28 protein-coding genes and 1 pseudogene are annotated in these 21,517 nt (G+C 42.6%); 10 read left to right on the plus strand and 19 right to left on the minus strand.

Annotated features, from left to right (window positions below; all coding sequences use genetic code 11):
• Nucleotides 1-2 precede the first annotated feature (2 nt).
• Nucleotides 3-1,085, plus strand: a complete 1,083-nt coding sequence (locus tag AHMF7605_RS11510) for an NAD(P)-dependent alcohol dehydrogenase (RefSeq protein ID WP_106929437.1) — start codon at nt 3-5, stop codon at nt 1,083-1,085.
• Between the two features lie 92 nt (nt 1,086-1,177).
• Here AHMF7605_RS11510 and AHMF7605_RS11515 read toward each other — a convergent pair whose 3' ends face one another.
• The 4 genes from AHMF7605_RS11515 to AHMF7605_RS11520 form a co-directional block, all read right to left on the minus strand.
• Complete coding sequence (locus AHMF7605_RS11515; RefSeq protein ID WP_199200225.1) at nt 1,178-2,077, minus strand: catalase family protein; 900 nt, start codon at nt 2,075-2,077, stop codon at nt 1,178-1,180.
• Complete coding sequence (locus AHMF7605_RS30145) at nt 2,062-2,283, minus strand: hypothetical protein (protein ID WP_199200226.1); 222 nt, start codon at nt 2,281-2,283, stop codon at nt 2,062-2,064. The genes AHMF7605_RS11515 and AHMF7605_RS30145 overlap by 16 nt, the downstream gene beginning before the upstream one ends.
• 108 nt (nt 2,284-2,391) lie before the next feature.
• A complete protein-coding gene (locus tag AHMF7605_RS30150; RefSeq protein WP_199200227.1) occupies nt 2,392-2,532 on the minus strand; it encodes a hypothetical protein in 141 nt (46 codons plus the stop codon).
• An 11-nt stretch (nt 2,533-2,543) separates the two neighbouring features.
• Nucleotides 2,544-3,161 (minus strand): alpha/beta hydrolase, encoded by a 618-nt coding sequence (locus AHMF7605_RS11520; RefSeq protein ID WP_199200228.1) that lies wholly within the window; start codon nt 3,159-3,161, stop codon nt 2,544-2,546.
• 396 nt (nt 3,162-3,557) lie between these two features.
• Between AHMF7605_RS11520 and AHMF7605_RS11525 the strand changes: the two genes are divergently transcribed.
• The 3 genes from AHMF7605_RS11525 to AHMF7605_RS11535 all read left to right on the plus strand — a co-directional run bounded on the left by AHMF7605_RS11525 (nt 3,558) and on the right by AHMF7605_RS11535 (nt 7,323).
• Nucleotides 3,558-4,181 (plus strand): response regulator transcription factor, encoded by a 624-nt coding sequence (locus tag AHMF7605_RS11525; RefSeq protein WP_233219017.1) that lies wholly within the window; start codon nt 3,558-3,560, stop codon nt 4,179-4,181.
• Nucleotide 4,182: 1 nt separating this feature from the next.
• Nucleotides 4,183-5,673: a HAMP domain-containing sensor histidine kinase gene (locus tag AHMF7605_RS11530; protein WP_106929439.1), complete on the plus strand. Its 1,491-nt coding sequence runs from the start codon at nt 4,183-4,185 to the stop codon at nt 5,671-5,673.
• Nucleotides 5,674-6,009: 336 nt separating this feature from the next.
• Nucleotides 6,010-7,323, plus strand: coding sequence for a spondin domain-containing protein (locus tag AHMF7605_RS11535; protein ID WP_199200229.1), 1,314 nt, complete (start codon nt 6,010-6,012; stop codon nt 7,321-7,323).
• Between the two features lie 213 nt (nt 7,324-7,536).
• On the opposite strand, the gene AHMF7605_RS11540 is transcribed toward AHMF7605_RS11535, so the two are convergent.
• The 3 genes from AHMF7605_RS11540 to AHMF7605_RS11550 all read right to left on the minus strand — a co-directional run bounded on the left by AHMF7605_RS11540 (nt 7,537) and on the right by AHMF7605_RS11550 (nt 10,208).
• Nucleotides 7,537-8,121, minus strand: coding sequence for a flavodoxin family protein (locus AHMF7605_RS11540; protein WP_106929441.1), 585 nt, complete (start codon nt 8,119-8,121; stop codon nt 7,537-7,539).
• Between the two features lie 56 nt (nt 8,122-8,177).
• Nucleotides 8,178-8,774, minus strand: coding sequence for an RNA polymerase sigma factor (locus tag AHMF7605_RS11545; protein WP_233219018.1), 597 nt, complete (start codon nt 8,772-8,774; stop codon nt 8,178-8,180).
• 447 nt (nt 8,775-9,221) lie between these two features.
• The gene (locus tag AHMF7605_RS11550; RefSeq protein ID WP_106929444.1) at nt 9,222-10,208 is read right to left on the minus strand and encodes an ABC transporter permease; all 987 of its coding nucleotides are present in this window, start codon (nt 10,206-10,208) and stop codon (nt 9,222-9,224) included.
• 65 nt (nt 10,209-10,273) lie between these two features.
• Here AHMF7605_RS11550 and AHMF7605_RS11555 point away from each other — a divergent pair.
• Nucleotides 10,274-10,989: pseudogene (locus AHMF7605_RS11555) on the plus strand (IS1 family transposase).
• Here AHMF7605_RS11555 and AHMF7605_RS11565 read toward each other — a convergent pair.
• Nucleotides 10,883-12,418: an ABC transporter permease gene (locus tag AHMF7605_RS11565; protein WP_106929450.1), complete on the minus strand. Its 1,536-nt coding sequence runs from the start codon at nt 12,416-12,418 to the stop codon at nt 10,883-10,885. The pseudogene AHMF7605_RS11555 and the gene AHMF7605_RS11565 sit on opposite strands and share 107 nt — an antisense overlap.
• Nucleotides 12,419-12,444: 26 nt before the next feature.
• On the minus strand, nt 12,445-12,969 hold the full coding sequence (locus AHMF7605_RS11570) for a hypothetical protein (RefSeq protein WP_106929452.1): 525 nt from the start codon (nt 12,967-12,969) through the stop codon (nt 12,445-12,447).
• Between the two features lie 121 nt (nt 12,970-13,090).
• Between AHMF7605_RS11570 and AHMF7605_RS11575 the strand changes: the two genes are divergently transcribed.
• Nucleotides 13,091-13,285, plus strand: a complete 195-nt coding sequence (locus AHMF7605_RS11575) for a hypothetical protein (RefSeq protein ID WP_106929454.1) — start codon at nt 13,091-13,093, stop codon at nt 13,283-13,285.
• A 459-nt stretch (nt 13,286-13,744) separates the two neighbouring features.
• Here AHMF7605_RS11575 and AHMF7605_RS11580 read toward each other — a convergent pair whose 3' ends face one another.
• The gene (locus AHMF7605_RS11580; protein WP_146153572.1) at nt 13,745-14,074 is read right to left on the minus strand and encodes a hypothetical protein; all 330 of its coding nucleotides are present in this window, start codon (nt 14,072-14,074) and stop codon (nt 13,745-13,747) included.
• 141 nt (nt 14,075-14,215) lie between these two features.
• On the opposite strand from AHMF7605_RS11580, the gene AHMF7605_RS11585 reads away from it, so the two are divergent.
• The 4 genes from AHMF7605_RS11585 (at nt 14,216) to AHMF7605_RS11600 (ending at nt 15,871) form a co-directional block, all read left to right on the plus strand.
• Nucleotides 14,216-14,938: a hypothetical protein gene (locus AHMF7605_RS11585; RefSeq protein WP_146153573.1), complete on the plus strand. Its 723-nt coding sequence runs from the start codon at nt 14,216-14,218 to the stop codon at nt 14,936-14,938.
• An 8-nt stretch (nt 14,939-14,946) separates the two neighbouring features.
• Nucleotides 14,947-15,174 carry a helix-turn-helix domain-containing protein gene (locus AHMF7605_RS11590; RefSeq protein ID WP_106929460.1) on the plus strand — a complete coding sequence of 76 codons (228 nt, stop codon included), beginning with the start codon at nt 14,947-14,949 and terminating at the stop codon, nt 15,172-15,174.
• A gap of 212 nt (nt 15,175-15,386) precedes the next feature.
• A complete protein-coding gene (locus tag AHMF7605_RS11595) occupies nt 15,387-15,599 on the plus strand; it encodes a hypothetical protein (protein WP_106929462.1) in 213 nt (70 codons plus the stop codon).
• Nucleotides 15,596-15,871 carry a hypothetical protein gene (locus tag AHMF7605_RS11600; protein ID WP_106929464.1) on the plus strand — a complete coding sequence of 92 codons (276 nt, stop codon included), beginning with the start codon at nt 15,596-15,598 and terminating at the stop codon, nt 15,869-15,871. Before AHMF7605_RS11595 ends, AHMF7605_RS11600 begins: the two co-directional genes overlap by 4 nt.
• 269 nt (nt 15,872-16,140) lie before the next feature.
• On the opposite strand, the gene AHMF7605_RS11610 is transcribed toward AHMF7605_RS11600, so the two are convergent.
• From AHMF7605_RS11610 to AHMF7605_RS11660, 9 genes are all read right to left on the minus strand, one after another.
• On the minus strand, nt 16,141-16,350 hold the full coding sequence (locus tag AHMF7605_RS11610) for a hypothetical protein (protein ID WP_106929468.1): 210 nt from the start codon (nt 16,348-16,350) through the stop codon (nt 16,141-16,143).
• A 189-nt stretch (nt 16,351-16,539) separates the two neighbouring features.
• A complete protein-coding gene (locus AHMF7605_RS11615; RefSeq protein ID WP_106929470.1) occupies nt 16,540-16,908 on the minus strand; it encodes an HNH endonuclease in 369 nt (122 codons plus the stop codon).
• Nucleotides 16,909-17,001: 93 nt separating this feature from the next.
• The gene (locus tag AHMF7605_RS11620; protein WP_106929472.1) at nt 17,002-17,616 is read right to left on the minus strand and encodes a hypothetical protein; all 615 of its coding nucleotides are present in this window, start codon (nt 17,614-17,616) and stop codon (nt 17,002-17,004) included.
• Between the two features lie 811 nt (nt 17,617-18,427).
• The gene (locus AHMF7605_RS11635) at nt 18,428-19,483 is read right to left on the minus strand and encodes a heparin lyase I family protein (RefSeq protein WP_158267501.1); all 1,056 of its coding nucleotides are present in this window, start codon (nt 19,481-19,483) and stop codon (nt 18,428-18,430) included.
• Between the two features lies 1 nt (nt 19,484).
• Nucleotides 19,485-19,820, minus strand: coding sequence for a M15 family metallopeptidase (locus AHMF7605_RS11640; protein ID WP_106929480.1), 336 nt, complete (start codon nt 19,818-19,820; stop codon nt 19,485-19,487).
• Nucleotides 19,817-20,281, minus strand: coding sequence for a hypothetical protein (locus tag AHMF7605_RS11645; protein ID WP_106929482.1), 465 nt, complete (start codon nt 20,279-20,281; stop codon nt 19,817-19,819). The genes AHMF7605_RS11640 and AHMF7605_RS11645 overlap by 4 nt, the downstream gene beginning before the upstream one ends.
• The gene (locus AHMF7605_RS11650) at nt 20,281-20,640 is read right to left on the minus strand and encodes a KH domain-containing protein (RefSeq protein ID WP_106929484.1); all 360 of its coding nucleotides are present in this window, start codon (nt 20,638-20,640) and stop codon (nt 20,281-20,283) included. Before AHMF7605_RS11650 ends, AHMF7605_RS11645 begins: the two co-directional genes overlap by 1 nt.
• A complete protein-coding gene (locus tag AHMF7605_RS11655) occupies nt 20,630-20,824 on the minus strand; it encodes a hypothetical protein (protein ID WP_106929486.1) in 195 nt (64 codons plus the stop codon). Before AHMF7605_RS11655 ends, AHMF7605_RS11650 begins: the two co-directional genes overlap by 11 nt.
• Entirely contained in the window at nt 20,776-21,438 is a 663-nt protein-coding gene (locus AHMF7605_RS11660; protein ID WP_106929488.1) for a PAS domain S-box protein, read from the minus strand. The genes AHMF7605_RS11655 and AHMF7605_RS11660 overlap by 49 nt, the downstream gene beginning before the upstream one ends.
• Nucleotides 21,439-21,517: the final 79 nt, after the last annotated feature.

Here is a 21,517-nt window from a genome sequence, read left to right on the forward strand (position 1 = left end):
CTATGAACCCATTACCAACCAAAGGATACGGAGCTACGGGCTCCTTTTTTAGTGAACTAAAACCCCTGGACTTCGAGCGAAAAGCACCCCAAGCCGATGAGATTTTAATTGATATTTTATATACCGGGGTTTGTCATTCGGATTTACACCAGGTGAAAAACGACTGGGGCAATACCATCTATCCCTGCGTACCCGGCCACGAGATTGTCGGCAAAGTAGCCCAAGCGGGTGCGGCGGTCACCAAGTTTAAAGTCGGTGATATAGTTGGGGTGGGTTGCATGATTGATTCCTGCGGGGTTTGTCCTTCCTGCGCCGAAGGAGAGCAGCAGTACTGCGAGGGGCCGGTAAGTTGGACGGCCACCTACAATGGATACATGAAACCCGATGGGAGTGGTTTTAACACCTTTGGCGGTTACTCCGACAAAATTGTGGTCAAAGAATCCTTTGTATTAAAGATACCGGCAACTTTGGATATTAAAGCGGCTGCCCCTATTCTTTGCGCCGGAGTGACGACGTACTCTCCGCTTAGACACTGGCAGGTAAAAGCGGGGGATAAAGTAGCCGTGGTTGGTTTAGGCGGTTTAGGCCACATGGGGGTGCAGCTAGCCAAAGCCATGGGCGCAGCGGTTACCGTGATTACCACTTCCAAGGAAAAACAAGCCGATGCCGAAAAATTAGGCGCGCACCAGGTGCTTTTTTCAGAAGATACCGAAGCGATGCAGCAGCATGAACGCGCTTTTGATTTTATTTTGAATACCATTCCGGATGCTTACGACATCAACGATTATATAAGTCTTTTGAAAAGAGACGGTGCCGTTGTGGCCGTGGGGGTACTAGCGCCTTACAAAAAACCCACGAACAATATGGAAGTAGCGATGCACCGCCGGACGGTAGCCGGTTCATTAATTGGGAGTATCCAAGAAACGCAGGAAGTATTAGATTTTTGCGCCGAACACCAGATTTTACCCGAAGTAGAAATCATTCCTATCCAGCAGATTAATCAAGCCTTTAAACGCATGCAGCAAAAAGAAGTGCATTATCGGTTTGTTATCGATATGCAATCCTTAAAAGAGGAAAGTAATTAGCTTACCGGAGTTATTTCCATAATGCCGCGATAGCTACCAAGTCAGGAGAAACCTACAGCTATTCCCAGGAGTAGCTGTAGGTTTCTCCTGACTTAATCCGGTAGTTGATTAATGTCGCGGGGTTCTAAGCGAATTTGGGCATTCATCTCGTGCCGGTACCGGCTAGAAGTTTCGTAGGCCAAACGTCTTGCCCGGTTGATAGATCCTAAAGGCTGGTGTTCCGGTAAACAATGAAACGGATTGAACGAAAGCACATCGTCGGCAAACACCCTTCGCGCCGGACTGTAGGCCTCTTGCGCCGGAATCACGATCTTCCCAATGGGTTGATATGGGCTTAGCTCTTCGGGCCATTCTACGGAGGCATCTTCCACGGGCATGGTGCGCAGATCGGTACAAAGCTGGGCCCGTAACTCGTACTCGGCTCCTTGCTGGCGAAAGAAGTCCACTACCACGTCTCGCCAGGTTTCCTCATCTTCTACTTTCAACTCTTGCTTAGCTAAAGCCTGCACGTTGCCCGAAAGCGGTGCCGCACTAATCTTAGCCACGTAGTCCCCGTACCGGAAGGCTCCCATGGAGTGGTAGGTTTCCCCCAGAATGTGGTAATGCGGATGTCCCGGTCCAATCGGGTTGATTTGCGGATCCACGCCCACGGCTTGCAATGCTTTATTGGCAACTCGCGACACAGCCGACAACGCCTCTTGGAAAGCTTCCGGCGTATGGGCGAGTTTCTCTAGTTTCAGCTGCATGTCATGGTAGCTGTTGATGTCGCCCGTAGGGATCACGGGATCACTCACCAACAAGAAATCTTGGGTGACCTCGTCCGCTTTATCCGGCAGAAACTTGCGTCCTTCCACGCCAATTACCTTTATGGCAAATCCCTTGAAAGTAGATTGTTTATCCGAACCCAGCGCGCCCGGGGCGGAAGACAAACGAATTATCACGGGGTAAGTGCGGGCTTGTTGAAATAATCCTTGCGCTAGATGGCTGGGCAAATTAGAGTAAACGTGCAGCTCCCCCGAAGAATACCATGGCTTTTAGCGTGCGCATCCCGGATGGCGTGACGGTGCTTGTCGAACATATAGCGGTTCAACCGGCTCATCGAAGCCACCGTTTCTTCCGTTAATTGCTGTTCATCGGGTTGGGTTTCTTCCACGCCACTGTCGAAGCGGACGTAAGAAGCAGGTTGAGTGATAGACATAGGGACGATTGCTTTAGTAGGAAAAAGATAAACGCTCTCTTGCTTAATTAATAAGGTTGTACAATCCGGTAAGATTTAAATCCCACTTATACTGTCAGGGGAACTGATTTAAGAAAGGTCCTGGGCCTCTAACCAGTTATAGACGTACTCGGCTACTTCTTCCCAGCCCGGCTCACCGCAGATAAAATGACTCCGGTTGGCAAATTCCTGCAATGCCGTTACACTATTCATATCGGTATAGCCTCGCACGTTTTTCTCGTTTAAGTGCGGGGGACGATCTGATCTTTCTCGCCGGCGATAAACAGCAAGGGCACGTGCGGCAAGTCCAGATCTACCCGGCCCGCCTCGCCCATACAATCCCGGAACACGTTGCGGCTATCGTGCGTCGCGTACTGCTCATAAGCAAGGGTGGCTTCTGCTTCACTCAAGGTATTGGCAAAAGAAGCGTGGAAGGTTGCGGCATCCATGTAAATGGGTTCGTTTCCTTTCAGGGGATTGGCGATGGTAGCGCTGTTTTTGACAAAGCTCCAGTCCAGATCTACCATCGCGTTCGGGGCTACGGAGTCGATGGGCACCCCAGCTGCAATCAGCTCCCGGTTCGCCAGTAATTGCACGATTAAACCGCCTACGGAATGGCCAATGACAATAGGTTTCGTTTCTTGGTCTAAAATCAGCGTTTCAATGGCAGTCACTACATCATTTAATTCTAAATCGCCTAAACCAGCGGGTGGGTTCTGCCGCAGCTCGGCCGGCTCTCCTTCATGTAAAGGCCAGGCGGGAGCTAAACACGTATATCCCCGTTGGCTAAAATAGTGCAACCAATTTCCCCAGCTTTTTTGGTTTTGGAACATGCCGTGCACAAATAGGATCGTCTTCATCGTAGTAGTTTTTTGGTCTTCCTGGCATGTACGGAGAAAGGTTTTGGCTGGATTGCCAGTCAATAAATCAAAAGGTTTAATTTTAGTATTTTACATTCGGATTAGGTCAAGAAATACCTTCATCCATTTTTAGGAAAACGGCCCTTTTACGAGGCAATTTCTTTAAGCTAATTTAGGACAAGAAACTAGGTGCCGTTTCGTATTTTTAAAATGATAATCCATTTTCCATTGGTGACGAAAAAGAGTTATAAACGTTATACTTATGTGATAACTCCCCCCTGGCTTTCCCGTTCCTATACATATTACTTATACCCCCATGAAAGAAGTATTATTAGTAGAGGATGATCCGTATATGGCCGAACTGATAAGAATTCATCTTGCCGATGGGGGTATTACTTGCAGGTTTGTGAATCGGGCCGGGAGGGATTAAGGCAGGCCCAGCTGCGCCTTTTTGATCTGATTATTCTGGATATCATGCTGCCCGATTTAAGCGGCCTCGACCTCTGCCAAACACTGCGCGCCCAACAGGTGTCTGCTCCAATTATGATGTTAACTTCTAAAAGTGAGGAAATTGACAAGGTACTGGGACTGGAGTTAGGCGCGGATGACTACGTGACCAAGCCCTTTAGTATTCGGGAGTTTATGGCCCGGGTAAAAGCCCTGCTGCGCCGCCACGAACAATCTCTCCTTCACCCTCCAGATCCAGCCAATGGCCCCATTCGAGCCGGTGTTCTGCTTATCGACCCCAAAAAGCGGCAGGTATTTTTAAAAGAGCAGCCAGTTGAATTAACCCTGAAAGAATTTGATTTACTTTTTTTACTGGCCTCCAACCCAGGACGCCATTATTCCCGGCGGGAACTGCTGCAGCAAGTTTGGGGCTACGAGTTTGAAGGCTATCAGCACACCGTTACGGCTCATATTAACCGGCTACGCACTAAAATCGAAGAAAATCTAGCTGCTCCCCACTATATTCTTACTTCCTGGGGAATAGGTTACCGGTTTACCGATACCCCCGATTAATATGACAAGCTCCCGTAACCTTGGTGCCCGTAGCTTTTTTAGCCGTTTGTATTGGAAAATAGCCCTTATTTTCTTGCTGTTGCTGATGGTATTAGCCGCCATTTACGTTTATTTGACGGCCTATTCCGCTCAGCGCTACTTCGAAGCTACTCACCAACAGCTCAACCGGGAGGTCGCCGCCCACATCGTCAAATTCATGCCGCCCTTCCAAAATGGCAAAGTCCAACGGCAGCAAGCAGAAAATATTTTCTTTAACGTGATGGTTACCAACCCCAGCGTAGAAGTGTACCTGCTCGATACGACCGGAACTATTTTAACTTACCAAGCCCCGGCGGGAAAAGTAAGGCTCCAGCAGGTGGCATTACGGCCTATCCACCAATTTATTCAGGCCAAGGGCCAACTATTTATCCGGGGCGATGACCCGCGCCACCCAAACAAGCAAAAGATATTTTCGGCGGCCCAAGTACTACAAGGCCCGCGCGTAGCAGGCTATATTTACGTGGTGCTCACCAGCGAAGAGTACGTTTCGGAAACCGAATTACTATTCCGGAGTCATGTATTACGCTTAGGAGTTTTAACCATTACCATTACCTTGGTAGCCGCTCTGGTAACCGGGCTCCTCGCCTTTTGGGTAATCACTAAAAACTTAAATCAAATTATACAAACGGTGAAGCAATTCCGGGAAGGCGACTGGCAGGCCCGGATTCCTTTCCAAGAAAAAGGCGAATTAGGTGAGTTGGCTGCTACCTTTAACGAGATGGCCGATACCTTGCTCCGCAACGTGGAAGAATTAAATCGCACCGAGAAATTGCGGCGGGAATTAATCGGCAATATTTCTCATGACTTGCGTACGCCGCTAGCCGCCGTTCATGGCTACGCCGAAACCATGCTCCTGAAACAAGAAACCCTGACGGCCGCGGAACGAAACCAATACACCAGTGTCATTTTGCAGAGCAGCGAACGCTTAAAAAAACTGGTTAATGCTTTATTTGAACTCTCGAAACTGGAAGCGAAAGAAGTACAGGTCCAACCCGAGCCTTTTGTCATTGCTGAGTTAATGCAGGAAGTCCTCCAGGAATTTACCCTAACGGCGCAACACAAGGGCCTTCAGCTTGTCTGCACGCAGTGCAAAAATCCAGCGCGGGTATCCGCCGATATTGGTTTAATCGAAAGAGTACTGCAAAATCTTTTGGATAATGCGCTTAAGTACACTCCATCCGGCGGTACGGTAATCCTGCGGCTTACCCAACAGCAACAGATGCTGGAAATAAGCGTGACGGATACGGGTCCGGGGATCCCCGACACGTTACTACCCTATTTATTTGATCATTACCAGCGCTATTCGCAGGCCCCTACCGAAGGAGCGGGTTTAGGCTTGGTGATTGTAAAAAAGATTTTAGAGCTGCATCAGACTCAGATTTTTGTCAGCAGTAAGTTAGGCCAGGGCACTCGTTTCTGGTTTCAATTACCTTGCTACCAACCGGCCGTTTAATTATATAGATTTTACATTTTTTAGCTATTAGTCTGGAAATTTTTAATCTCAAAGCTCGGACTATTTTTATAGCTCATCTTAACCGTTCTATTAGGCATGCTTGCCTTTCTTTTCCCCTCAGTATCTTAGGTGGTCAAACACCCAAGTAAGTTCTTCTCTTCTTGTCAAGTATTATCCTGGACTAAAATCTTACTCTACAGTAAAAAATAATCCCTACTATCCCCTTGTATTTTACTAGTATAAAAGCTTTATCCTTTCGTGACACTTTCGTGATAACTGGCTGAATAGTATGCCGTTTTTTGATTGTATCCTTCCCGTTAACTTACTTAAACTATCATGAAAGAATCCCTTTATCTGAAAAAAAATTGTTATTTGGTAGCCATGGCGCTACTACCCATTCTCCTTTCGGCCTGTGAACAAGATGATGAGGGGACGCCAGTGGTAAGTCAACCCGTTACTATTACCGTAGAAAACGTATTACACTCCCAACCGCTGGTTGAATCCGGTACCTTTCAGGGCACCGGTACGCCGGCCTTAATTTTGCCTGGTCAGTCCACTTCCTTCCAGTTTTCGGCCGCCAAAGGAGAAGCGGTCACCTTTGCTACGATGTATGGCTGGTCCAACGATTTGTTCTTTGCTCCCGTCAATCCGGGTATACCCGTCTACCAGGCCAATGGAACCCCGATAGAAGGCGATGTCTCGGCTCAAGTTAGACTATGGGACAATGGCACGCGAATCAACCAAGCCCCAGGAGCCAGTGTCAACCATCCGGGAATAGCGGAAACTAAAAACATTGCCGAAGTGAATGGCAGTGATGCCCAAGGCAACAGTTATGTACCGGCCTCCCAACTGGTGAAAGCTACCCTTAAATACGAAGGAAATTCCGTTTTTACGCTCACTTTAGAAAATACTTCCGGCGGTACGGCTAATGAAACGCCCCTTAGTCCCGGCGTTTGGGCCGTGTCTTATATTGTGGGCGGTAACTTGCTCAATGCCGCCCCCTTGTACACGAGCGGTCAGCCTACGGCCAACGGGCTTACCAATATTGCCGAGATGGGAAATAATGCCCCATTGAACACGTATTTAGGCACCATAACCGGCATTTTTACTCCCCTTTCGCCGGTACTGGTGGTAATTTATAATGGCATCGACAACCCGATTTATAAAGCGGGCGAACTGGATCGTGGCCAAGGGCTGAGGCCTCTGGCGCAGAAGGGGAATGCCGATACGTTGGCGGCTTATCTAACCGGTAAACCAGGCATTAAAGCCGTATATGTGTTACCTGCCCCCACTACTAAAGTTTTGCTGCCGGTGATTGGTTCGCAGGCGGGAGGCAAGGTGTCGCAAGCTATTATGGTAGCACCGGACGACCGCCTGGCAATTGCTACGATGTATGGTTTTTCGAATGACTGGTTTTTCGCTACAGCGGATAACGGTGTGGATGCCATGCAAAGAGGAGACATTTCCTCCAGTATTCATTTGTATGATAACGGCACGGCTCTCAACCAGTTTCCCGGGGCGGGTATTACCCAGTTTAATTTAGCCGGCACTCCGCTTAAAGAAAGTCAACCTTTAGCCGCCGTTCCTAACCCCAATGACTTTACTACTTTACCAACTATCCCCAACATGATTCGGGTAGAACTTAAGTAACCTTTCCTTTTCTGAGAAACCTACAACAGGCATGGGACCATAAGCAGATGTCTGTTTTAGGTTTAAACCGTCTCCGGGCAAAATGAAGAAGAAGCAAGCTCCATAGGAATGTGGACCGCATTTTTCCAACCAAGAGCCCTTTTACTTTTCAACCTACCTAACGAAAACCTACTTATCCTATTTCTTAATCTTTTTTTCTTCCATCTTGTATAATTATGGCTTGGAAATAAATTCAAGGATTTGCTTCACCATCTTTTCCGCTGTGCTGGTATACTCCTCTTCATATTTTTGTAAGAGTTCTTCCCGGGAGATAATTGTCCCTTTAGCCTGTTTTTCCCATAACACCGATAAAGTGGTATAAGGCGGCAGAATCAATCCAATGGCATTAAAAAAATTGCTCAGGTTGGCAATGATATGTTGGGCCCCATCCGAATCACCTGTAATAATAATACCGCCTATTTTTCCTTCTAACCGCGAGGGTTTGCCTGCCAGTACTTCATCATGGAGTTCATCGAGCCGTTCGATTACTTTTTGAATTTCCGAAGATTGATTGTTCCACCAAATGGGAGTGGCAAAGAGGAGAATGTCCGCTGTTAACAGTTGTTCTAAAATCTGGGGCCAATCATCCCCCGAACCCATATTACTGTAAGTTCCGGGTAGAATTTGATAATTCACCAGCTTGATGATCGTACAATCAATCTTTTGCTGGCGCAAAAAACCGGCAAAGAACTCCGATAAGACTTCGGTATTAGATAAGCCTTCCTTTTTTAAAGTTCCTAGTAAAATAATAGCCTTCATCTGATAGGGGTGATTAATCGGTTCCTAATAATAATACTGCCTATGCTTTACTTCTTTTAAATTAATTTCCGCAAGCGTTGCAGTGCCTGGCGGGCCCGAGTCTTAACCGTGCCTAAAGGAATAGAAAGCTGCTGGGCAATTTCACTTTGCGTATATCCTTCGAAATACATCAAGTAAATAATAGTTTTATGTGGGATAGCTAATTGGTCGACTACCTTTCTCAGGCCAATATGCTCCGGCCGAAAGCCCTCATGCCCCAGCCGCTCCGCTAAGCTACTTGCCTCTTTTTTCTGGGTTTTTAGCTCTTGTAAATAGGTCCGGGAACGGGTTTTATCAATGGCTAAATGCCGGGCGATGTTGATGAGCCAAGTAAATAATCTGCCCTTGGCCTGGTCATAGAGATGAAAAGTAATCCAGATTTTAAGAAAGCATTCCTGCAGCACATCTTCCGCCGTTGGTTCGGCCCGGACGATGCGTAAAATTATTCCGTACAGGGCGGGAGAATAAGCTTGATAGAGGGCGGTGAGAGCCGCCGAGTCTTGGGCTTGCAGGGCCTGGATTAATTCAGTCTCGGCCATCGGGGGTTCTGTAGCCAGTGGTTGGCAATAGGTTACCTCCCGGGTGGGTAGCAGGAGCAGGGATTCTGGAAACAAGGAATGGTTGGTTAAAGGATTCTACGGACAATTATTTTCACTCGTATGCGCACTCTAACAACCAAGCGGCAGATAAACCTGTTTACTCCATCAGCAATCAGATAAACTTCTTAAATAAGTCACAATATATTTAATACGGAATAGAAAAATAAAGTTAAGTAAATAATTAAGTTTTTATATATTTTCTCTAACCGTACCTTTCTACGAAAATAATCGTGCGAAACTCCTTGGGGTAAATTCGGTAATCCGATTCTTCTCCCATGATTATATAAGTCCAATAAGTACATTTATGATAGATGACTTAAATGCAATCTCCATCAGAAAAACGGCTTTTTTACGAGAAAAAATCTATTTACCTATTCCCAAGCAAGATAATGTCTCTAAATTTTTATTAATCACTTTTGAGGACTAGCTCTTATTGAATTTAATCTAATAGTATCAAATAATTTATTCTGATCTCAGATTTAGTACTGGGTTGCTTAACGCGGCTTTTACCGATTGAAAAGTCATCGTTAAAACCGCTAAGGCTAAAACTAAGGCAGTTGTTATCACAAATACCGAGGGGAGAATGGGCGTTCTATACGCAAACTCTTCTAACCATTTACTCATCACATACCAGGTAATGGGGGTTGCTAGTAGCGAAGCCAATAGCACGGGCTTGATAAATTGCTTTAGTAATTCGGCCGTAATACTCAGTACAGTGGCGCCTAATACCTTTCTAATGGCAATTTCTTTAATCCTTAGCTGAATGGTATACAAGGAAAGGCCTAGAATGCCCAAGCAAGCAATAAAGATAGCTAAGAATGAAAAATAGCTGAATATGACCCCTAATTTTGTCTCACTGGTATACATAGCGTTTAAGGTATCATCCAAAAAGGTATATTCCAGCGATTGCTTCGGGGCTAAGCTGGTAAATTTTTTAGCTACTTCTTTTAGGACCTGATCGGCATTTTTTTGGTTAAAACGCAAGTATAAATATTGTAGCCGGTTGGGAAAATAGTGTAGCACTAAGGGCTGCACAGTTGTTTTTAGCGGGGTTATATTAAAGTTTTGGACCACGCCCACTACCTTTCCCTTTTTCAATACGGTATTAGGCTGTACCCATTGAATAGTGGTACCAATGGCTGCTTCTGATTTTTGATACCCTAGCTTTTTTACGGCTTCTTCATTGATGAGGAAACCTTCCGTTTTATCTAATGCCATTTTCTCACTAAAATCCCTGCCTGCCACAATTTTCATTTTCATGGTGCGGATAAAGTCCAGGTCAGTAAATAGCATTTGCATCGATTGGGCTTGGCTTAGATTAGAACTACCATCGTTCACCTGGTTAATCGGAATATTGGCACTTGGAATAGAGGAGGAGGCACTTACGGAATAAACTGAGCCATCTGCTAGTAACGAGTTTTTGAAAGTAGCCAAGCGGGTGGAATCCATATCCGGTAGTGGTAAAGAAAGTATGATGGGATAAAAAGAGGCAGTGAAGTGTTTAAGATGATGGAATGTTCGAAGTTCAGATCAAAATAAACTGTCCCCACTGCCAGAGCAGCAAGGTAGTAAAAAATGGCAAGAAAAAGAATGGTTCTCAGAACCTTCTATGTCGTAATTGCCAGAAGCAATTTCAGCCAATATATCGCTATAGAGGAGCGGATCCGACTACCAAGCGGTTGATACGGCGTCTTCTGGAAAGAAATAATGGTGTTCGTGACATTGAAAAGTTGCTGGAAGTGAGTAGAAAGTGTGTGCTAAGCAACTTGTGCCGACAGGGGAATGCCCTTAAGATTCAACCAACCCAAAAGCATTATAGATCCGTACAGATCGATGAAGTCTGGAGCTTTGTCGGAAAGCGCAAGAAAGGAAAATACTGGTTGTTGTATGCTTACTGTCCCCAAACAGATGAAGTACTGGCTTATAGTTGTGGCGGCCGAAGCGCTAAAACAGTACGCCAGCTACTCAAAAAGCTAAAAGGAGTGGAAATAGAACAATATTGTACTGATCATTGGAAAGCGTTTGCTCAGGTAATCCCCCGACAAAGCACACGATAGGAAAAGCTTACACTAAAAACATAGAAGGCGTGAATACTTGCATCAGAGCCAGAAACAGACGGTTCGTCAGAAAAACAACCTGCTTCTCCAAAAAGAAGGAAAACCATTTAGCAAGTCTAAACCTGATGTTTGACTATCGCAATAGACATAAAGCCAAACATCATACTTTGTAGTCCACAACTCCATATCCTTGGGTAGCGTTAGAATAACTACATTTTCTCGGTCGAACCCGAGGTTTTTACTCTTTAAAAAATTAAGTTGATGATTGACTAAAAAGGTACCAGCAATAAGCCCCATGGACACTACAAATTGGAGAGTAACCAGGAAGAGTCTAAGGGATAGACCTTTCCTAGAATTACTAAACTTGCCTTTGAGTACTTCCGTGGGTTTAAAAGCCGATAGTATTACCGCCGGGTAAAGACCCGCCAGTATACCTACGACTAATACTAAGCCAATCAATACGAAGGTAAGTAAGGGATTATGGACAAAATCGATCGTTAAGCTGCGCTCCGCCACGCGGTTGAATAAGGGCAAGGCCAAATAAGCCATAGCAATAGCTATAATCAAAGCTAATAGGGCAAAGAGGGTAGTCTCCGTTAAAAACTGTTGTAGCAGTTGCCTTTTCTCCGCCCCTACTACTTTTCGGAGCCCCACTTCTTTGGCTCGGGTCAGGGAGCGGGCCGTAGACAAATTGGTAAAGTTAAAACAGGCTAGAAGTAAGACAAACAAGGCAACACAAGCAAACGCATAGACATAGGTTATATTTCCATTCGTTCCTATTTCCCCGACCAGGTTGGAGCGTAAATGAATATCGGTAAGAGGCTGTAAATGGATGTCCTGTTTGCCATCGGCACTAGGATTGTTCAAAATGTACCGCTTCACAAAAGCAGGAAATTTGTTTTCTAAGCTGTTAGCGGCTGTGTTACTATTTAATACTACATAACTCTGAAACATGTGAAAGGACCATAATCCGCTTAGGTCTCCCAGCGTTGCCAGGGATACCAGAGAACTAAACGCAAAATGGGAATTAGCCGGCATTGGCCTGGCTAGAGCAGTCACTTCTACCGTAAGATTTCTGCCAAAAGAGTTGATGCTAAGGGTTTTTCCAATGGGATTCGTATGGCCAAAATACTTTTTAGCGGTTTCACTAGTTAAGATGATGCTATTAGGACGTTCCAGTGCCCGCTTCACCTCTCCCTTTTCCAAACTAATAGTAAAAACATCGAATAGAGTGGAATCGGCATAAAGCAAATTGTTTTCAAAAAATTGTTGTTCGCCAGGAGGGCCGATCAATGCTTTTTCGTCTTTTAATAGTCGAGTGTAACTTTTAATTTCCGGGTAATCTTTTTTCATTAAGGGTGCCCAAGGAGCGGGGGTTACGGCTAAATGGGTACTACCATTACTCCCGTCCATGGCTGATGTTATCCGGTAAATATCCTTGGCCTGTACATGAAAGCGATCATAGCTCTGCTCGTGTTGAATAAAAAGAAACATGAGAATACAGCACGCCAGACCAACCGAAAGGCCTAAAATATTAATAAGAGAAAAAACCTTGTTTTTCCACAGGGTGCGACTAGCGATTAGTAAATAGTTTTTCCACATACTTAAAGCAACTATAAGTAAATAATTTAGGGTACTATTTTCTTGAAGAATAACTTGTTCAGAGTCAAGTCATCCTTTTTTATCGGGTTAGGGAGGATGATGCCCAACCCAAAAGCAGTGGTTTCATTATCATTTTTATTAATAAAAGCACCTTCCCAGACTTCCTCTTTACCGTCGCTCATTTTCAGGGTGGCTTTAAAGTAAGCGTCTTGGATCTGAACCAAATCGGAAGTGACCTTCCTGGAATCAGGATAGCTGAGAATAGCTCGGATATTATTTCCCGTCTCCCTTTTTAATTCTAGTCGTGTTCCTTGATTTTCATCGACGTATTGGCCTATGTAAAAGGTAGACTCGTTACTGATGACCGGAGTCGAATGGATTACTTTACTCTTTTCCTTGACAATGCCATATTTTTCTTCCCTCTTATATTTTGATTTGCTAAAGGCATTACTAGCAAAGAAGGCCGCTTTTTCTTTGGGGCTCAAGCCTTGGCTAATGGCAGAAGAGTGGGTCAGAAGAAAAGTAATTAGCCCCAAAAAGAAGATTTTCATACGCTTATTCTTAAAGGATTGAAGATATTATCGGATGTGAACAACCAGATTTTATAGATATCCTCTTTAGGAATCCCATAATTTATGCCAAATAAAACTAATTGATTATCATTGTATTGTGATGAATGAAGAGTCAAAGATTGTATCACTTCCGAACAAAAACTGTTCGGAAGTGATACAGAAGAAAGAAAATAATAAATTTAAAATAGAAAGGTTTGCTAAGATTAGCGATAAGAAGAAAACGATTCCTTTTACTGCAACCAGTAGTCTTTTAGCAAGAATACCTTCAGCAGAGCGTTTTTGTCAAATGAAATAGCTCTTTTTATCTGGGACTATTTACTTGCAAAAGCCATTTTACAATGACCTATGCAGAAGGGATAAAGAGAGTTGCATGATGAAAACAAAGACATTAAATAAATTCGTGTTTGGTAGTATAACCTATCCCTAACAAAGCTCTTATTTAATAAGCTAAGTTATTGTATTAATGAAAAACGGTTATATCTATAATAAATTAGTGTCCGAAATATGTCCGAAGAAAATAAAAAACCCTTTTAGGAGTTACCTAAAAGGGTTAGCTGTGATCCCGCTGGGGATTGCTTTATTATTACAATAAGTTAATAATGAACAATTTAATATAAGCTGCTGACGTAAAAACTAACGTCTAAATAAGAAAACACGAAAAAAGCACCCGAATATCAGGTGCTTTAAAATGGGTTTCATCAATTTGGCTTTCACCAAACCAACCCTCTAAATTACGTTATTTTCCCCATAAAGGCTACTGCTGTCCTCTCCAAATAAGTATAAACTTAGGATTACCTATCTGGTCCAGGGCACTTTGAAAAGAAGCTAGTGGCGTAGAGAACATTTTACCCTGGTGCATGGGGTACTGATAATCCTGGTAGGCTAAACCAAAACTAGTATAATCCGCTTTGTATACCCACCTTGTTGCTTGCCAGGCTTTCACTTTTTCGGCTTCTCCCCAGAAAATTATTACTATTCCCTGGGCTTTGGCTCGGTCGCGGGCTTCTTTTAAGTCGTTCCAGGTCGCAAAGCCGGCTAGGTACAGGTCGCTGGATTCGGTGCGGCGGAGGTGGATATAGGGCATATCAGTATAAATACGGAATTTACTTAAATATGGAAAAATAACTGAAATTTCATGTTCATTATTTTGCACATTGCGTATAAGTTAGTATATTTGATACAGTTAAACAGAGCGGCGCAGCTCGATAAACTCTGCAAAAGGAAAATGACAATTCAAACCACCTCCGAAAAAGTTATTTTAGTTAATCGCGATAACGAAAAAATCGTTGAAATATCGCGTCAATTTTTAAACGAAGTAAATAACCTTATATTAGGCAAACAATTTAACGGCAAAGTTTACGGTTCTGAATCCAAGGGATTATCCATTTATTTAAATGGGGAAAAGGTTTCTATAACATTAGAACAAAAACAGGTTATTTATATCTTAACTGAAACTTTGTATCTGTACGATATCGAATTTAACGGCCAAATGCTTTCTAAAAGTGATATTGACGCTAAAATAGATAGTGGTAGTCCTTATATAATGGCATCCAGCTTTGTTATTTTAAGTTACGCTATGGATAACGCAAAAAAAGAAATAGAAATAGAAATAATAAACGAAAACAACATGGATGCATTAACAATCCCAACCCAAGCAGAAGCGGAACAAGTTTTCGGAGAGGTTTGCGCCGGATTACTCGATCATTTTAAATCCCCTCATTTTGATTATACGGGATATGGCGTAGTAGAAGATAAAAGATTAGGTATACACTGGGCGCATACTTTAAAAAAACTAACTCCTTTGTTTGCCGTTTTGCCCAAAGAGATTGTAAATAAAATAGGCTATGTAAATATGTTTATGGTTAATAGCGGCTTAGACTATTTACCTATTTCCCAAAAGTTTCATTTTGGCCTTTTTGATGCAACCGCAAATTTTGCCAGTAAATAAAATTTTAAATGAAAGGCAACATTACCGAAGAAGAATTGATTGCCGAGCGCAAACGGGTAGGTAATCTGCTCCGGCAAAAACGGGAAGAACGCGGCTACAAGCAAGAGGATTTTGCCCAGCTGACCGGCATGTCGCGTAGTACCATTTCCAAGATAGAAGCCGGTAATTGGAATTTCGGGATAGATACCCTTACCTTGTTTACTAAACATTTAGGAATTGAGAAATTAGGCAAATAAAAAAGCCCCTTACTCGGGGCCTTCTTTTTAGATGGGAAATAGGGAAGGCAGATAATAAAGGTTGGTAATTATTTATAATTGGATTTTATTTTAATGTAAACTTGTTGTAATTTTGCAACTTTTTTTCTACGTTGCTCACGTATACTAAAAAATCAAGGCCTTTAAGCCAAAAAATACGTATTTACTCTAAAAAATTTAAAAAAGGAAAAACAATGATAAAACCTTCAAAAAAACTTACTGTTACTGGTATTTTAAATAACTCTGGACGAATAACTGCTTTTTTCAATGAAATGCCAGGGTTGGTGGTTCAAGGAATTTCCGAAGAAGATGTTAAAGACAAATTAATAATTCTACTCGATGCATATATTATTCGGCTTGAATCAATGAAAAACAATCTTGATATTCAAACTACTTCACTAGCATGACCCGGAATTATTTTATAAATCATCTAATCGAACAGGAGTGTTATCCTGATGAAGAGTGCAACTCAGAAATTTCCCAGTTGTGGCATAATGCTATTAGTGGTGATGTGTGTTATGTGCCTTTAGACGAAGAACTAGAAATACCTACTTGGTGTCATATCATATTTGAGTTAGGAGTTAATCCTCCAATCGAATTTGATTCAGACTATCATGTTTATTGTACTTTTAGAGAAGATCATTTAAAACAAGTTGTAATTAATAAAAATAGGCAGTAATTTATATATAGTTAATAATAAAAAAAGAGGATTATAAACCCTCTTTTTTTATTATAGTTTACTTTTGCGGCTAAAAGGTTACTACGGTTATAGTTTACCCTAATTCTATATCCATCTTTTCTCGCTTATATTTAGTATGAGAGCAAATATGGCAAGAACAAGGTGCGCCGTGGGAACGATACGCATAAAACTTACCTTCTGTATTTTGCAGGTTCAGTTGCTTCAGCCTTTTTTTGTATTTGCGCATCTTGATTTGATGCCGTAAGCCTTTATCCATTCTTACAATTTTTCCTGTAAGCCTCAAGCGCGGTTAAACTAATAGCTAGTTCTTTAATACACTCAGTAATAGAATTTGCAGTAATAGTTATACCAGTATATTCTTTGCCTTCAATCCAAGCAAGATATTTGTTATCTGGCAAATCATCATAACATTTAATCTGGATGTTTAACTGATGATTATGTTGTATCGTTTGTACCATTATTTTACTACACTATACGTTAAAATACCTACCATTCCCAAAAACCCCGAAACCACCAAAAACAAAAGGATAAAGACGATATTAAAGTTATGGTAAAGCCAATATGTGGGGCTTCATGGTGCCTGATTACACCAACTATTAACAATAGAATAAAAATAGCATAAACCGACCAATAAAATCTATAAGCCTTCATTTCACCATATTATTAGTCTTTTCTTTATGGCAATCTTGGCAAAGCGTTTGAAAATTTGAGATACCACATGCGCCACCCCCATTAGAAACCGGCAGAATATGGTCTGCTTGCCAATTTGGGGTTATAACACCACAGTTGCGGCAAGCTCCTTGGTCTAATTGATAGAGTAGTTTTCTAATAATACCAGTATTCCCTTTAATAATAGCAAATTGTATATAAGAGTTATCTCTACATTTATTTGAATACCATTTTTTTCGAGGGTTATCCAGTAAATTACCACAACCGCAGGCGCATACTCCAGATAATACGGGGAATAAATCTTCTAGATTTAAATTTTTTTGGTATCTACTATAATTATCAACCATTACTTAACAAGGCTATAAGTAAAATGTAGGGATAGCAACTTTTAATCGCACTATGATAGAATGGAAATGTGAACAGTGGTTATCTTGTGCATACTAAAATCGAACGATAGTTTTACCAATACTAATACCCACGAAAGGAACTGGTTTAAAGGTTTCGGTAGGTGCTATTCCGTACCCGGCGCTTAGGCTTATATTCCAGTTTTTAGGTTTAGTGTCCTTTACGTATTTAGCATTAAGGTTTTGAAATTCTTTATCCAGTTCTGCCTGAGTTAATTTAAGCTGCTTATTTTCGTTATCGTAAGATTCTAATTGAGTATCCTTCTCTAAAATAACCCCATCCTTTGTTTTAGATTCTTTCTTTAAACTGGAAATAACCTTATCCTTAGAAGCTATTACTGCTTTCCCATTATCCAGGGTAGGTACTTTAAAATACCTGTTTACAATAACCGTATCCTGTGCTTCTGCGGCTATTCTAAGTGCCCTTTCTTCTTTTAAGCTATCCCGTATTAACTTTTCCCGAATGTCCGACTGTGCCCTATATTGGGCTTCTATCGTGCTATTATCCAGGCTTTGGTTAATAAGCTTATCGTGGTTGTCTACCCGCTTGGCGTTCTGGTTTTCATGTTGGCAGGATTTTATTAAACCAATTAACAGGAACAGCATTAGAAATACAATGCCTATTCCAATCCATAATTTTTTATTTTTCATTTCGAAATCCGACAATTAGTACAAGATAAATTCCATCGTTCAGCTTTTTCAATACCAGGGCATCCTTTGCAATAGGGTTTAAGAAAGGAAGTATTATAACCATTAGGCTTAAATTCTTCTATAAAGGGTCGGCGCATGAGCTTACCCATGTCTTTATTGTAGTAGCCTGGGGTCATCTTTATCCACGAGTATAGTCTTAGCATTGCCAACTTGCAGTTCAACTTTACAATTCTGAGTTGAGACTACGGGTGTATGAGTATTGGCAGGTGGCAAGCCAGTTAATGTGCTTATAATTCCTGCACCGGCACATATCTTACAGGTTTCATAACCAAACTTCGTTAAATTAAGTGTGCCATAATAGCCTTTCTCGCCATTACATTTAGGGCATAGTTGCCATGTATTCATAATTTTAAGGTTTAAATATCCAATTCATTATCGACCATAACACCGTCCAGATTGTCAGAACAGCTAAGCCCATGCCTATACATTGTAGCAGGGGTTTCATTTACTTTCTGGGTAATAATGTTCAACTCTCCATTCTCCAAACTTGGACATTACTTTTATGCCATCCGGACTAGTAAAGGTTGTTCTCCATTCACTAAGTCCTGTATTGTTTTTGAAACTTTCAATGGCTTGCAATACTGCTTGTACTGTTTTATACTTTTTACCCCAATACCATCGAGAACACTTTGTACCGTCAGAAAATATTACCCGAAAGGTTACTCGGTATAAACTTTCACTCATTTTTGTATTCTCCTAATAATAAGCGTAGCCACTAATAATAACATCCAAAAAGTAGGGTAACAGGGATCTATTGCAGCATCGGCAGGCGCGGCATTACGTCCAAAAAACCGCTTTTCTCATTCCCGATATACAGGTCTTTTAACAGTACTACCCGTTTATATTTAATGTGCCGGCTGTAAATACCTACCTTAAAATATCCGGGCATTTCGGCATCGTTGTAGGCGTTCGGACCATAATACTTAAGTACTTGTTTTCCGTTAATGGCCAGGATAATTAAGCCTCCTTCCGTCTTGTATCGTGGATCTGATTCGGAGAAAGTTTTGTAACTGTGCCTTACGTACCAGGTAAAGACTACATCCTGATCTTTGGGTAAGGGAATAAGTTTAAAGTTCTTTTTACCCTCTCTGTTCGTATTAGTCGTTACTTTTTTACTATCCCAACACACCATTACGTGCAAGTAATCTCCTTCCGCAAACAGCGCAATAGGTGGAACAAGGGGCTTTTCGCCTAGCCTCTTATCCTCGTGGTTATGCCATTGGGTTATTATATCGGGTTCTGAGTGCGCCTGCCAGTTTTCTACCGGGAATCGCATGGTATAGCCGTAGCGAGAAATTAAGCCGGGTTCGGAATCTTTTAGTATTTCCGAACGGACAACGCCATTCTTGTTATCGTTGGCGCTTAAAACAAACCGGGCCCACTTGGCACCTCCCAATTCCACGAACTGCAAGCCCATCGGATTAGCCGTTTGCTTGCGGAAACCTCTGGGCAAAGTGGTGCTGGCAAAGTCGTGCTGCGTACTTAGATTAGCCCGCTTTTCGGGTATCTGGAATACTGGGTCGTTGGGTTTCGGCTGCTCCGGAGTAGGCTCGTTCGGAGTAATCACCTCTGGAACCGGTACGCTTATTTCCGCTTCTTCTTGCTCAGGAGGGGTAACTACTACGGCCGTATCCGGTTGCTCTGGAGGTTCCGGTGTTACAACTGGTGGTTGGTCCGGCGTAACTACGGGAGGCGTTTCCGGTTGTTGGACTACCGGTGGATAGTACGAATGGTTATTGTTCTGCTTCTTTGGCTCACAGCTAAGCAGCAGGTTTAGGGAGAGGATTAAAAGTAATAGCCTTTTCATTTTATAACATTTCATAATGGTTACCGTCTACAAAGCCTTTAAAGTCCCCGCCCCAACGGTTTTGCGGGTGCAAGCTTTTCCAATATTTACCCAAAGGTGCGTGCGCCGTGGAATCGGTTACATATTTACCGCCGATAAATAAGTTTAAATCGCCTGCTAGCTTATCCTGGTGTTTGCTTCTATCTGCTTTGCTTTTACCGTGCGCAATGTTCCAGGCATGTTGTTGGTCCGTGCGTAAAAGTTCGCCGGCCGTAACTTCGTATCCTTGCTCAAAAGCCCATAGAATAAGTAGGGCAAAGTTTTTTAGGAATAAAGATTGTTTTTCGCGTAAAGTCATACTAATTCTCCGGCTTGATTTACTCTATATCTAGGTTTTGGTGCTTCGATTATTACATCAATCGGGCTTTTTACATCGGGAATCTTTTCAGGTGGGGTCTTCCGGTAGTTAACCGTCATTTTAGCTATAAAAGCCGCTCCTACACAGATGGAACGGACTGTTTTTAACCATTCGGCGTGTAGCCAAGCCGGGTGGAATTGTGGGTCGCTTATTTGCTCGGTAATAAAGTCCAGTAGTTCTGGGGCCGCCGCCAGAGTTAAGGCGCCATAGAAAATGCGTTTGAAGTAAGTAGGCGTAACCGACTTAAAAAGCCGCTGGTAAACCTCCCGTATTCCCTTGCCTATTACACCATTCTGGTAATACAGGATTATACCTAAGAGGACTAGGCAAAGCCCCGCTAATCCAGCTAGTGCCCCATATAGAATGTGTTCCTTATCAATGTGGAAACCGTTTATATTCATTAGTGCGTTTTAATTTTAAAGTGGTCCGCTATGTTCTGCGTAATTAAAAGGATGCGATTCATGGCCTCGCGTGGGTCAGACTTGGCCAGGGCGTCTTCTACATCGTGGACAAATTTTAACTGCTCCAGAGACATATCCCGGTTAGTTTTATTCAGTTCTTTTATTTCTAAATCTTTGGATTTAATATCTAATTTGTGAGATTCAATCAAAGCCGTTAATTCTTTTAGCCATTCTTTGCGCTCGGCTAAATGCTCTTTATCTCTACTTTGCACCCACTTGTATAAAACATATATGACAATCCCCATAAAGACTACTGCTGCCGTTTGTTGCAACAAATAGTCTATTCCTTTACTTTCCATCCGGTTCTTTGCGTAGTCGTACCAATAAGTTTTGTTTTATTTCGGCGGCGGCGGAAAGATTATCCCGGGTTTCTAGTTGGTTGACGCTGTTAATTACATCTTCTTCCAGTTTGTGCTGAATAAGCTTTTCCTTGGTTAAATCTTTAATGGCGGTGATGCGTACTTGCTTGCCCTGGTAGCGCACATTCTCCCCCTTACTTCTAAATAAAGCTTGCTACCGTCTTTATGCTTGCCTAAACACTCGTACTTCTCCCGGTAGTTTTGCCCCCTTAACTGCATAATCCTTTCGTAATCTTCCGGCCATATCAGTTCTTTTACATCGAGGTTTAAAAGTTCCGCTTCCGTATACCCGTAAATCTTACAAGCCTTTTGATTCGCGCTTACCATCTTGCCATCTTCTGTGCGAATGTGCCCCTCTAAAGAAATAGCCTCCATGGCTTTAAAAAGACTTATTTCTTCTTCTATTTCTTCCCGGGTCGGAATACGCAGCAGGCGCGGGTATAAATAATGCAAGACAAAAGCCGATATCGCCGTAACCAGGCCACGCATAAAAATTACTCCGCTTTTTAGGTAGAGATTCGGAAAGAAAATACTGGCCAATGTTTCTGTATTGGTAATTAAGGGTGTGCTAATAAATAACACCACGCAGACAATTACCAAGGGGAAACGCTGGATATCCCGGCGTTTGCGGAACAGGCGGTAGATGTTAAATAAAAGCACCCCCGTACCCATCACCAGCATTAGTACGCCGGGTAGAATTAACCAGAAAAAAAGCGGCTGGAGAGGGTACATATCCATGTTTCTAGTAAAAATTAAAAACTACCCGATATAGTTCTAAATTTGCGGAATATATCGCTAAAATAAAAGCATTTAGGGG

The organism is Adhaeribacter arboris, assembly GCF_003023845.1.
Lineage (GTDB): Bacteria > Bacteroidota > Bacteroidia > Cytophagales > Hymenobacteraceae > Adhaeribacter > Adhaeribacter arboris.